This is a genomic window from Aeromonas sp. BIGb0405, from assembly GCF_024807335.1.
In the GTDB taxonomy this organism is placed as follows: domain Bacteria; phylum Pseudomonadota; class Gammaproteobacteria; order Enterobacterales; family Aeromonadaceae; genus Aeromonas; species Aeromonas rivuli.
In genome coordinates this window covers 975,881-987,999 of sequence record NZ_JANUEP010000001.1, presented here as the reverse complement: position 1 = coordinate 987,999, position 12,119 = coordinate 975,881, and the positions used below count along the sequence as shown (strand labels likewise).

The following is a 12,119-nucleotide window of genomic DNA, read 5'->3' as shown; positions in this document are numbered from 1 at the left end:
GGTAAATTGAACTCCGCTCACCCTTGGCATATATAACCAGTAGGAGAGGCTGGAAGAGTCAATGTGCCAGCATCACACCCTCTCAATGCGAGAGTGGAGGGCGACATGGAATTACCTGATTTTGACACCTTGAAACGGCTTGCCGCGACAGAGCCTCATCTGCTTGAGACCCTGCTCTATGAACAGATAGAGGCGGTGATAGAAACGGCCACCCCGGATCAGCAGCGCAGATTGAGAGGGTTGCAGTTTCAGGTCGACTGCCAGCGCAGGCTGGCCAAGAACCCCATCGATAGCTGCCTTCGCATCGTCAATATGATGCAAGACTCCTTCTTCCTGATGCGAAGTGAAATGAGCCGGCTCTGCTATCTCTCGGACGAAGATGAACTCCCTCCCTTGCCACCCCGTAATAATGTGGTCTCATTGCAGGACCATCGCCACAAATAAGTGTCATTCGGAAATATTCAATACCGGGTTATAGACGGGAATGGATTATTTCCGCTGACCCAGCTGGGCCGTATTTGGCATATCCCGATCGCGCGCTGACATTGGGTGATCCGAAAGAGACCGCTATCCCATGGGGGCCGTTGGCTGAGCGCTTTATTATGAGTGATACCGGTTGCAAGCTATTTATCATCCGGTTCGTTGATCTTGCCCCCTATTTTACCCTGCCAGGGGTGGATGAATAGCCTGACCAGCCAGGCTAAGATAGTGCCTTTAACGCTACGACTCGAAGGGAACATGAGAAGTATCAGTCCAAGAAGGGTGCTGTCCCGGGAACAGCAGACGGAGGTCACCCGTATCCTCGTCAAGGCAGGGCAGATGTTGGCCCAGTTTGGTGCCGAAAGCCGACTCATTGAGCAAACGACAACGCGGCTGGGCCTGGCGCTTGGACTGGAGAGTGTCGAGATGGCCATCTCCTCAAGTGCCATCGTGTTGACCAGCCTCTATCAGGGGCATTGTGTCACCACCACCCGCAGGGTGCGCGAGCACGGCATCAATATGCAGGTGGTGTGTGAGGTACAACGACTGTGCATCATGGCTGAGAAGCATCTCATTGGGGCGCGGGAAGTCAGGCAGCGACTCGATGCCATCAAGCCCTTCCACTATCACCCCTGGCTGGTCGTGCCCATGGTGGGTCTATCCTGTGGTGCCTTCAGCCTGTTGTTCGGCGGCGATTGGCCCATTTTCCTGGTGACCTTTGTCGCCAGCGCCGTTGCCATGCGGGTACGCCAGCTGATGGCGCGCCACCATCACAGTCCGCTTATCAATTTCGCCCTGACCGGCTTTATCGCAACGCTCCTTGCCTCCAGCGCCACCTTCTTTGGCTGGGGCGAGCAGCCCTACCTCGCCATGGCGGCCAGCGTGCTGTTGCTGGTGCCGGGGTTCCCCCTCATCAATGCGGTCTCTGACATGGTCAAGGGTTACTTCAACATGGGGCTGGCCCGCTGGGGGACGGCAACCCTGCTCACCATCAGCGCCGCCATCGGCATCATACTGGCCATGTCCATCGCCGAGGTCTGGGGAGGCAAGGTATGGTGGAGGCTGATATGAACCGCATCTCGCATGCTATGGCAGCGCTCCCGTCAGCCGGTGGTGATGGGAGCAGGCCATGATGGAGCTATCATGGTTGTTGGCCAGGGATGCCTTCTGGTCGGCCATTCCCGCGGTGGGGTTTGCCATGTTGTTCAACGTGCCGCCCCGCATGCTCAAGTACTGCGCCATGGGGGGCGCCCTGGCCCATAGTCTGCGCACCTTGCTGATGCATGAGGGGATGCCCATCGAGTGGGCAACCCTGGCGGCGGCGACCACGGTCGGCTTTGTCTGTGTCTATTGGTCGCGGCGGCTGCTGGCCCCGCGCCCCGTGTTCAGCGTGGCCTCTATCATCCCGATGATCCCGGGCAGCTATGCGTTCAAGACGATGATAGCCATCGTCGAACTCAACATTCACGGCGTGACCCTGGCGCTTATTCAGAGCGCCTTGGAGAATGGTTTGAAGGCTATTTTTATCGTAGGAGCATTGAGCTTCGGGCTGGCGATACCCTCGCTGGTCGTGTACCGTAATCGCCCCATTGTGTGAGAGACGGCGTGAGAGGCTGAACCCATGAAGATTTCCATGATTGCCGCCATGGCCCGGGATCGGGTGATCGGCAAGGACAACCAGATGCCCTGGCACCTGCCCGCGGATCTGGCCCACTTCAAGAGGGTCACCCTTGGCAAACCGGTATTGATGGGGCGAAAGACATTCGAGTCCATTGGCCGCCCGCTGCCTGGGCGCCGAAATTTGGTGATCAGTCGTAATTCAGGATTTAGCGCGCCCAACATTGAGGTTTTCTCATCCATCGAGGAAGTCTTCGCAACCTTGTCCGAGAGCGAGATGCCCGATGAGTTGATGGTGATTGGCGGGGGTTATCTCTATGCCCAGCTATTGCCGCGCGCGGATCGCCTCTATCTGACTCACATTGAGCTGGCCGTCGAGGGTGACACCCGCTTCCCGGAGTATGAGGGGCAGCAGTGGCATTGCGTGGAGCGGGAAGCCCATCAGCCCGATGAGCGCAATCCCCATCCTTACTGTTTCGAGACCCTGGAGCGGATCGCCCATTGATCCCCCAGTCACACCATGAAAAAAGGCCCGTGAGGGCCTTTTTGCTGTCCGTGATGCACCATCCCTTGCTCAGCGAGCATGCAGGGGGCAGGGGGTGCTGATCAGGGCATCATCTTCCAGACGCCACAGGGTAAGAGTGTTGCCCCAGACGCAGCCGGTATCGAGGGCCTTGATATGAGGACGGCCTGTGTTGCCCATCAGTGCCGCCCAGTGGCCGAATACCAGGGTGGGGTCATCGCTGTGACGCTCCCGCAGCTCGAACCAGGGATGCAGGCCGGGGGTCGAGTCATCGGGCCCCAGCTTGCACTTGAAGTCGAGTCGACCATCGGCGTGACAAAAGCGCATCCGGGTGAAGCTGTTGATGATGTAGCGATAGCGCTCTATGCCGAGCAGGCCTTCGTCCCAGCTATCCGGATGATCCCCATACATGTGGTGCAGCAGCCAGAGGTACTGATCGCTTTGCAGCAGACTCTCCACCTCGCGGGCACAGCGGCGGGCGGTATCGGCATCCCAGGTCGGAGAGAGACCGGCATGGACCATCATCACAGGGCGTGTCGGGTGGGGGCACTCGGCAAGCAGCGGTCGATGGCGCAGCCATTCCAGCAGGGCCTCTCTGTCCGGTGCTTCCATCAAGGCCTGCAATCTGTCCTTTTTCTTGAGGGGGGCCACCCCTTCGGCGACGGCGAGCAGATGCAGATCATGATTGCCGAGTATGCAGACGGCCTTGTCACCCAGGGACTTGGCAAAGCGCAGCACGGAGAGGGAGTCCGGCCCCCGCGCCACCAGATCTCCCGCCAGCCAGAGGGTATCTGCCTGGGGATCAAAATCAGCCAGCTCAAGCAGGCGACGCAGATCGTCATAACAACCCTGGACATCGCCGACAAAACAGTTTGCCATGAAACCTCAATTGATAATGTGGGGAACCGCCAGGGTAAAGGGCGCTATGGGGGCATCAAATTCGTTGCCCGCTTCATCGCGCATCCGATAGCTCCCCTCCATGACCCCGAGGGGGGTATCGAGGGGAACCCCGCTCTGGTAGCGGAAGGTCTCACCAGGGGGAATGACGGGCTGCTCACCGACCACGCCAGGCCCCTCGACCTCCACTATCTTGCCGTTGGCATCGGTGATGATCCAGCGCCGGGCGAGCAGTTGTGCCGAGCCTGGCCCCAGGTTATGGATCTCGATGAGATAGATAAACTGGTAGGGATCCTGGCTGCCTTCGACATAGCTGGGATGGGGGCGGATATGAATGGTCGGTGTCGCCATGGTGTCAGGCCTGCTGTTGGTCGGCCAGCCAGTTGGCGATGGTCACAAACTGTGCCAGGGAGAGGTTCTCCGGGCGCAGGGTGCTGTCAATGCCAAGCTCGGCGAGCTGGTCCACGGTAATGAAGTTCGCAAAGCTGTTGCGGATGGTCTTGCGACGCTGGCCGAAGCCTTCGGTACAGACCCGGCTCAGGCAGCGCAGATCCTTGGCGACCAGGGGTGGGGTCTTGTGAGGCACCAGGCGTACCACGGCTGAGTCCACTTTCGGGGCTGGCTTGAAGGCGCTTGGGCCCACTTCCAGCACAGGGATCACCTGGCAGTAGTACTGAACCATGACGCTCAGGCGACCATAGGCCTTGCTGCCCGGGCCGGCGCACATCCGCAATACCACCTCTTTTTGCAACATGAAGTGCATGTCCTCGACCCGGTCGGCGAACTCGCACAGGTGGAAGATGAGGGGGGTGGAGATGTTATAGGGCAGGTTGCCGAAGATGCGCAGCGGCCCCTTGCCTTCGCCCATCAGGGTGCCGAAGTCGAAGCGCATGGCATCGGCTTCAATCACGGTCAGCTTCTCTTTCAGGGTGGGGTGCTCACGCAGGCGTGCGGCCAAGTCACGGTCCAGCTCGACTACCGTCATCTTGTCCATCTGGGAGGCGACCGGTTCGGTCAGCGCCGCCAGACCCGGGCCTATCTCCACCAGGTTCTGACCCGGCTGGGGATTGATGGCGGCCACTATCTGATCGATCACATAGCTGTCGTGCAAGAAGTTCTGACCGAAACGCTTACGGGCCGTGTGGCCCATGTGCATCTTACTGCTCATATTTTTTTCTCTACCATCAGAATGGCGTGGTTAAGCGCGGTGATCAGGCTGCCAGAATCGGCCAGGCCCTTGCCTGCCAAGTCCAGGGCCGTGCCGTGATCCACCGAGGTGCGGATAAAGGGGAGTCCGAGGGTGATATTGACCGAGCGCCCGAAGCCCTTGTATTTGAGCACGGGCAGCCCCTGGTCGTGGTACATAGTCAGTACCGCGTCCGCATCCTTGAGGTACTTCTCCTGGAACAGGGTGTCGGCTGGCAGGGGGCCAACCAGATCGATCCCTTCCTGGCGCAGGGCGGTCAGGGCGGGTTCGATCACATCTATCTCTTCCCGGCCCAGGTGACCCCCTTCCCCGGCGTGGGGATTGAGGCCGCAGACGTAGATCCTGGGACGAGTGATACCAAACTTGCTGTTCAGATCCGCATTCAGGATCCGGATCACCTTGCCCAGACGCTCCGCCGTAATGGCGCGAGCGACATTGGCGAGGGGAATATGAGTGGTGGCCAGCGCCACCCTCAGGCCGTCGGTGGCGAGCAGCATGACTACATCACCGACCCCTGCCTGCTGGGCAAAGAACTCGGTGTGGCCGCTAAACGAGACCCCGGCCTGGTTGATGATGCCCTTGTGCACCGGGCCTGTGACCACGGCGGCAAACTCGCCGCTCAGGTTGCCATCACAGGCTCGCTGCAGGGTGGCCAGCACATAGGCGCCATTGGCTTCGTTGAGCGCGCCTGCGGTCTCCGTTGCCCCCAGGGTGACGGGGCAGAGGGTCAGGCTACCGGCCCGCTGGGGGCTGGCCGGCAGGGCTGGATCATAGGGGACAAGCTCGATATCGAGCCCCAGCATGGCGGCGCGGCGGCGCATCAGCGCAGGATCGGCCACCACCACGAGCTGGTGGGGCCAATCGCGCTGGGCAATGTCGAGCACCAGGTCCGGCCCAATACCGGCCGGCTCACCCGGGGTGATGGCGAGACGTTGGCAAATCATCAACTGCCGGCGCCTTCGATGCGGATATAGGCTTCATCGCGCAGCTCATCCAGCCAGGCTTGGGACTCTTCCACGAAGCGGCGATTGTAGATCAGCTGGTAAGCGCGCTGTTCCTGGGCCTTGTCGGTGGCGTCCTGACTGCGTCTGTCTTCGAGCTGCACTATGTGCCAGCCGTGGCTGGTACGGAACGGCTCGCTGTACTGACCGGGTTGCAGGCGATTGACCATATCGCGGAACTCGGGCACATAGACGCCGGGATCGGACCAGCCGAGCTCGCCACCTTGTACCGCAGAACCGGGGTCTTCGGAGTACTTCTCTGCCAGGGCGGCGAAGTCAGCCTTGCCGCTCTTGATGTCGTGGAGGAAGCCATCAAGCATACCCTTGGCCTTCTCTTCACTCAGGATGATCGAGGGCTTGATCAGAATGTGGCGGGCCTTGACCTCGGTCTGCACCACTTGCTGGGCACCTTTGGCATCAAACACCTTGACGATGTGCAGGCCTGCCCCGGAGCGCAGCGGGCCGACGATGTCACCCTTCTTGGCACCCTGCACGGCCTCAGCCATGAGCGTGGGCATCTCTTGCGGGCTCATCCAGCCCCAATCCCCCCCTTCCAGGGCCTTGGGACCATTGCTCTCGGCGATGGCCAGCTCGCGGAAGTCCGCGCCATCACGCAGGCGTTTGAGCAGGCTGTCGATCTTGGCTTTGGCGGCATTGAGCTGTTCGGTGCTCGGGTTGTCCGGCAGGGCTATCTGGATGTGACCGACATGGAACTCCTGCTGTTGCTGGCCCTGTTTCTGCAGTGCCTGCACCACTTGCTTGACCTCTTGATCGGAAATGTTGATGCGGCGACGGATCTGGTTGCGGCGAACCTCGTTCATCAGGATTTCGCGGCGCACCTCTTCCCGGTACTGGGCATAACTCAGACCCTCACGGTCGAGCTGGGCCCGCAGCTGCTCCAGGTTCATCTTGTTATCGGCGGCGATGCTGTTGATCGCCTGCTCGAGCTGGGTATCGCTGATCTTCAGACCTTGCCGGTCCGCCAGCTGCAATTGCAGGCTCTCCTGGATCAGGCGATCCAGCGCCTGTTTGCGCAGGGTGGCGTCATCGGGCAGCGCCTGGCCGCTCTCCTTGGCAGAGAACTTGATCTTGTTGACCAGGGCCTCTTGCTGGCTGGCGAGTACCACGTCTTTGTTGACCACCGCCAGCACCTTGTCGATGAGCTCGGGGGAGGCAAGGGCACTCTGGCTCATGACACCTAACAGGCCTGCGGTCAGCAGGGAAATCCACGTCTTCTTCATATCCATCTCTCAAGGCGTTTTGCGATGACTCACTTGTCCCGCAGGTTAAACGGACGAATGTAAGGCAGGGCATCTGTATCCAGACTGGTGCCCTTGGCCCCTGTACCCACACTACCCAATCCTTTCATTTCAAACTGGATGCCGAAACTACGCTCCGAAGTGGGCTGGTAGGTGACGTTATCCGGGCTGTTGACCCACTCCAGGTTGAAGTTGATGCTCCAGCAACAGGAGTCATATTTGACGCCTATTTTGCGGTCGACTTTGACGTTCTGATCCAGGTCGTAGTAATAGCCGCCATACATGTGCCACTGGTCATTGATGGGCGAGCCCACCACCATGCCGACCTGATTGATGTTGGCCGTCTCACCGCTGCGGGTGAGGTCATAGTTGGCATCACGCACGAAGCGGTAGTTGACCTGGCTGACCAGCTTCTCATGGCGGTATTCCAGGGCACTGTTGGCGGAGCTGAACTCTTTTTCCTGCACGTCATACTGGGCGCCGGCATGGGCGAACCACTGTTCGCTTATCTTGGCATCCCCCTCGAACGACAAGGGGGAGCGGGTATTGGTGCTCGCCTCATCGCTGGGATAGAGCGTTACCTTGGGGGCGACGAAGTCGAATGCCTGAGCCACCGCCAGACGGAGACGTTCATCACCTACGGCATCATAGACCCGGCTGGTGAGACCCACGGAGACCCGGTTGGAATCACTTATCCGGTCCAGGCCGGCGAAACGGCGATCGCTGAACAGGCTGTAGTAGTCCTGGCGCATGCTGGTCGAGTCATAGATACCAATGTTGTCCTGATCCTCGTAGGGAACATAGAGGTACTGAAACTCGGGCTCCAGGGTCTGGTTGGCAGTTTCACCAAACCAATCCTGCTGGCGATCGAAGGTCATGCCACCCTTGAGGCGGAACGAGGGCAGTACCCGGGTGACCTTGTCGTCGAGATCGGTCAGCCCCTTGTTGCGGTAATAGGCCGTGAGCTTGCTGCTATCCGGTACATCCTGGTTGTACTGGGTGTACATCAGCTTGTATTGGCTATCCAGGTAGTAGCCAGCCGCATCGATGAGCGGCACCGTCAGGGTAGGTGCACTGTAGAGGCGGGTGCCAGTGTAGGCCTCGCCGATTGTGGACTGATCGTTGTCATAGCCGAAATTGGTCAATTCGGTATTCCAGGCCAGATCGTACCAGTTGCCCTGATGGTAAAAGTTGTGATTGATGCGCGGCAACATGGTGTGAGGCTGCTGGGCACCGGCCAGCAATATCTGATAGGTGCGCGCCTCTGTGGTCAGGTTCCAGTTCTGCTGGTAATAACCGGCCTTGAAGGATTGTTGCAACTGGTTATCGACCTGAGTGCCGACCGGCGGCGAGAAGTCGTTGAAATAGTTGTAATCGTTATCGCGTACCTTGGTGTAGTCGAGGGACATCACCAGGGCATTGTCGAGGAAGCGCGAGGTATGACGGGCACTGAGCAGATAGCGATGACCATCGGCGAGATAATCATTGAGGGTATCCGTCTCGTCATACTGCTTGTCATCGGCCAGGTTCTCGAAATAGAGGCTGCCGGTATGGGACGGGTTCGGCATATAGCGGAACTCGACCTGCTCCATCAGGCCACGCCTGTCCATGAAACGAGAGCTGATAGTCGCGTCGTAGTTGGGGGCTATGTTCCAGTAAAACGGCTGGTTGATGTCCATGCCGTTCTTGGAGCTCTGCTCGTAGCTGGGATAGAGCAGACCCGTCTTGCGCTGATCCTTGATCGGAAAGTTGATATAGGGGAAGTAGAACACCGGGTAGTCATAGAGCCAGAGACTGGCGTTCCAGGCTTCGCCAAACACCTCGTTCTGATCGATGTCGATGCTGCCCGCCTTCAGGGTCCAGGCTTCCTGGCCCGGTGGGCAGGTGGTGTATTGCGCGCCTTCCAGGGTGATGTTCTGGTTGTTATTGGTCATGATGACCCGCTCGGCCGAGCCACGCACCGGTGAGCCATGCACCTGATAGACACCCTCTTCCAGCTCGGAATCTTTGGTGGTGAGGTTGGATTTCAGGGTCTTGTCGCTGGTGACAGTGACCTGGCCGTCGTTGTAATAGATGTTGCCGATAGCGATCACATCCCGGCTCTTCTGATCGACCTGGGCATAATCAGAATCAAACTTGCGCACACCCTGGCGAACCTTGACGTCGCCCTGATAGACGGCGGTGCCACCCTGCTTGGCCTCGAGCCTGTCGGCATCGACCTCCACCGGCAGGGCGTTGGCGTCCTCATTGGCGGGGGCTTTCTCTATCTTGGGAACATAGTCATAGCAGAGCCCGTCCAGCAGACCAGTGGCGGCGGGTACGCTCAATGGCGCAGCCTGGAGATATGCCGGGCTGGCAAGGCCAATGGTCAGGGCGATGGGACAGGCACGCCCCAGTGTCCATTTTGTCATTTAGAAGACTCGCGCAATCCGTATCGAAACGGCTGATTCAAGAGCATGCATAATACGCCAGGACTCATCGAGTTGACATTGCATCTCATTGCTTTATGTTAGCCGGCAATGATAAAGCATTATTGCGGCCAGGGCTAACAGCCAAGCGCTGCTTTCCACCTTCAGCCGGTCCTTCACTCATGTCCAATCGCTTCGACTCCCTGCTCCAGTTTGCTCGCCAGTACACCGGCGACCCCCAGCTGACGCTGACCCTTATCTCTGGCGATGCCAGTTTCCGCCGTTACTATCGGGGGGCAGATCTTGTCTGGGTGGATGCCAATCCCCACACCGAAAAGAATCACGAATTTGTTCGCAATGCGGCAGCCCTGCATGCCTGCAATCTGCTGGCGCCCGAAGTGCGAGCGGTCGATTACAGCCTTGGCCTGCTGGCAGTGACAGATCTTGGCGATATCCAGCTCATTCATTGTCTGGGTGAGCACAGCGTACTGGCCTGGTACGAGAAAGCCATTGCGCTGCTGCCCCGGCTGGGGGGCGTGGCGTTGCCGCTCGAGCCTTTCGATGAGCTCTTCATGGCCCGGGAGAACGCTATCTTCCCCGAATGGCTGCTGGGCAAGCATCTGCAACTGCTGCTCAGCGAGGCAGAACAGCAGTTGCTGGATGACACTTTCGCCTGCCTCACCGCCAATAACCTGGCTCAGCCCCAGGGGGTGATGCACAGAGATTTCCATAGTCGCAATCTGATGGTGTGCAGCGAAGGGGCGGGGGACCCTGTCCCGGCCCTGAGCGAGTTGGCCATCATCGATTTTCAAGACATGGTCATGGGCCCCCTCAGCTATGACCTCGTCTCGCTGTTGAAGGATTGCTACGTGCGCTGGCCCGATGAGGTGCTCGAGCAGGGAATGCAGCTTGGCTATGCCCGATTGAGTCAAGCCGGGCTGCTCGGCGAGCTGGATTATGCCAGTTTCCGTCGTCATGCGGACCTGACCGGTATGCAGCGTCACCTGAAGGCGGCGGGCCTGTTTACCCGTCTCTATCATCGCGATGGCAAGTCAGGTTACCTCAAGGATATTCCCCGTACTCTGGGCTATGTGGTGGACGTGTGCGAGCTGCACGGCACCGCCTATCCGGTGCTGGCCGAGTTCGGAGACTGGCTGGTGCGCCGGGTTCTGCCCGGTTTTGATGGCGCAGTGCTGGAGGGCAAGGGCCCATGAAGGCCATGATACTGGCGGCCGGTCGCGGTGAGCGGATGCGTCCGCTCACCGACAGTGTGCCCAAGCCGCTGCTGAGGGTGGGGGGCAAGCCGCTTATCGTTCATCATCTCGAGAAGCTCAAAGCCGCTGGCATCAGCGAGGTGGTCATCAACCATGCCTGGCTCGGCGACAAGCTGGTGGCGGCGCTCGGTGATGGCAGTGACGTCGGGGTACAGATCGCCTGGTCTGCCGAGGCTGCGGCACTCGAAACGGCGGGGGGCATAGTGCAGGCCCTGCCACTGCTGGGGGATGGCCCTTTTCTGGTGATCAATGGGGATACCTGGCTGGGAATGGATTACGCGCCTCTGGTGTCTCAGTCTCTGGGAGACGATCTCGCCCATCTCTGGCTGGTAGCCAATCCTCCCCAACACCCGGACGGGGATTTTTCCCTCGAGGGAGACAGAGTACTGGATCGCCCCGGATTGACCTTTAGCGGCGTCGGTCTTTACCACACGTCAGCCTTCAGTGGCCTCACCCAGGGCAGCCGTAAACTGGCCCCGCTGCTGCGAGACTGGATGGCGCAAGGGCGAGTGGGTGGCTCACAGCTGATCGGGGACTGGCGCGATATCGGCACCGTGGCGCGGCTGCGTGCCCTGGACGACGAGTTAAGCTCCACTAATTAATATGAGGTCTTGAGTCATGCGTATTTGGGGCAAGGTGCTCGGCGCCTTCTTCGGTTTTTTACTCGGCAATATCTTCGGGTTGCTGATTGGTCTCTGGCTCGGTCACCGGTTTGACCGCGGTATCGGCATCCAGGGGGCATTTCGTCGCACCCCGAGTGCCGAGCAGCAAGCTATCTTCTTCCACGCGACCTTCGCGGTCATGGGCCACATTGCCAAGGCGGGTGGTCAGGTCACCGAGCAGGAGATCCGGGTCGCTGCGGCGTTGATGGAGCGGATGCGGCTCTCCCCCGAACAACGCAGCAACGCCCAGCGTTCGTTTCGCGAGGGTAAAGAGGCTGATTTTCCCCTGCGTCAGACCCTGGCCGGGTTTCGCAGTGCGAGCCAGGGCCAGCGTGACATCTTGCGTTTCTTCCTGGAGGTACAACTGCAAGCGGCCTTTGCCGATGGTCAGGTCGAAGCGGCCGAACGCGCCATCTTGCAGACCATTGCCGAGGAGCTGGGCTTTAGCCAGATAGAGCTGGCGCGGATCCTGGCCATGGCCGAGGCACAGATGAACTTCTTCCGCCACGGCGGCCGGGGCCAGTATCAGGGGGGTCATCACTCCGCGGGCCAGCAGCCACCGAGCCGTGACAGGCTCAAGGACGCCTACCAGTTGCTGGGGGTGAGCGAAGAGATGTCGGATGCCGACGTGAAGAAGGCCTATCGCAAGGAGATGAGCAAGCATCACCCGGACAAGCTGGCCGCCAAGGGTCTGCCGCCGGAGATGATGGAGATGGCCAAGGAGAAAGCCCAGGAGATACAGCAGGCCTGGGAGTGGATCCGCGAGGCGCGCGGCATTCGCTAGCGGCCTG

13 protein-coding genes are annotated in these 12,119 nt (G+C 59.7%); 7 read left to right on the top strand and 6 right to left on the bottom strand.

Annotated elements, in window-relative coordinates; genetic code table 11:
• The first annotated feature begins 105 nt into the window (after nucleotides 1-105).
• From M2366_RS04615 to folA, 4 genes are all read left to right on the top strand, one after another.
• Complete coding sequence (locus M2366_RS04615; RefSeq protein ID WP_224432239.1) at nucleotides 106-444, top strand: DUF3135 domain-containing protein; 339 nt, start codon at nucleotides 106-108, stop codon at nucleotides 442-444.
• Nucleotides 445-738: 294 nt separating this feature from the next.
• A complete protein-coding gene (locus tag M2366_RS04610; RefSeq protein WP_042040158.1) occupies nucleotides 739-1,551 on the top strand; it encodes a threonine/serine exporter family protein in 813 nt (270 codons plus the stop codon).
• 58 nt (nucleotides 1,552-1,609) lie between these two features.
• Entirely contained in the window at nucleotides 1,610-2,077 is a 468-nt protein-coding gene (locus M2366_RS04605) for a threonine/serine exporter family protein (RefSeq protein WP_259269069.1), read from the top strand.
• Between the two features lie 24 nt (nucleotides 2,078-2,101).
• The gene (gene folA / locus M2366_RS04600; RefSeq protein WP_042040160.1) at nucleotides 2,102-2,602 is read left to right on the top strand and encodes a type 3 dihydrofolate reductase; all 501 of its coding nucleotides are present in this window, start codon (nucleotides 2,102-2,104) and stop codon (nucleotides 2,600-2,602) included.
• Between the two features lie 69 nt (nucleotides 2,603-2,671).
• Here the strand turns inward: folA and M2366_RS04595 are convergent, their stop codons facing one another.
• The 6 genes from M2366_RS04595 to lptD are packed head-to-tail and all read right to left on the bottom strand — an operon-like array spanning nucleotide 2,672 to nucleotide 9,395.
• Nucleotides 2,672-3,499 carry a symmetrical bis(5'-nucleosyl)-tetraphosphatase gene (locus M2366_RS04595; protein WP_259236562.1) on the bottom strand — a complete coding sequence of 276 codons (828 nt, stop codon included), beginning with the start codon at nucleotides 3,497-3,499 and terminating at the stop codon, nucleotides 2,672-2,674.
• Nucleotides 3,500-3,505: 6 nt separating this feature from the next.
• On the bottom strand, nucleotides 3,506-3,868 hold the full coding sequence (gene apaG / locus M2366_RS04590; RefSeq protein WP_259269068.1) for a Co2+/Mg2+ efflux protein ApaG: 363 nt from the start codon (nucleotides 3,866-3,868) through the stop codon (nucleotides 3,506-3,508).
• 4 nt (nucleotides 3,869-3,872) lie between these two features.
• On the bottom strand, nucleotides 3,873-4,685 hold the full coding sequence (rsmA, locus tag M2366_RS04585; protein WP_259269067.1) for a 16S rRNA (adenine(1518)-N(6)/adenine(1519)-N(6))-dimethyltransferase RsmA: 813 nt from the start codon (nucleotides 4,683-4,685) through the stop codon (nucleotides 3,873-3,875).
• Entirely contained in the window at nucleotides 4,682-5,668 is a 987-nt protein-coding gene (gene pdxA / locus M2366_RS04580; RefSeq protein ID WP_259269066.1) for a 4-hydroxythreonine-4-phosphate dehydrogenase PdxA, read from the bottom strand. The genes rsmA and pdxA overlap by 4 nt, the downstream gene beginning before the upstream one ends.
• Nucleotides 5,668-6,966 (bottom strand): peptidylprolyl isomerase SurA, encoded by a 1,299-nt coding sequence (surA, locus tag M2366_RS04575; RefSeq protein ID WP_224432245.1) that lies wholly within the window; start codon nucleotides 6,964-6,966, stop codon nucleotides 5,668-5,670. The genes pdxA and surA overlap by 1 nt, the downstream gene beginning before the upstream one ends.
• A 29-nt stretch (nucleotides 6,967-6,995) precedes the next feature.
• Nucleotides 6,996-9,395 carry an LPS assembly protein LptD gene (gene lptD, locus M2366_RS04570; protein ID WP_259236560.1) on the bottom strand — a complete coding sequence of 800 codons (2,400 nt, stop codon included), beginning with the start codon at nucleotides 9,393-9,395 and terminating at the stop codon, nucleotides 6,996-6,998.
• 179 nt (nucleotides 9,396-9,574) lie between these two features.
• On the opposite strand from lptD, the gene M2366_RS04565 reads away from it, so the two are divergent.
• From M2366_RS04565 to djlA, 3 genes are read left to right on the top strand one after another with little or no spacing between them, the layout of a single operon-like run.
• Complete coding sequence (locus M2366_RS04565; RefSeq protein ID WP_259269065.1) at nucleotides 9,575-10,606, top strand: aminoglycoside phosphotransferase family protein; 1,032 nt, start codon at nucleotides 9,575-9,577, stop codon at nucleotides 10,604-10,606.
• Nucleotides 10,603-11,268 (top strand): N-acetylmuramate alpha-1-phosphate uridylyltransferase MurU, encoded by a 666-nt coding sequence (gene murU / locus M2366_RS04560; protein ID WP_259269064.1) that lies wholly within the window; start codon nucleotides 10,603-10,605, stop codon nucleotides 11,266-11,268. Before M2366_RS04565 ends, murU begins: the two co-directional genes overlap by 4 nt.
• A gap of 16 nt (nucleotides 11,269-11,284) precedes the next feature.
• Entirely contained in the window at nucleotides 11,285-12,112 is an 828-nt protein-coding gene (djlA, locus tag M2366_RS04555; protein ID WP_042040173.1) for a co-chaperone DjlA, read from the top strand.
• Nucleotides 12,113-12,119 lie beyond the last annotated feature (7 nt).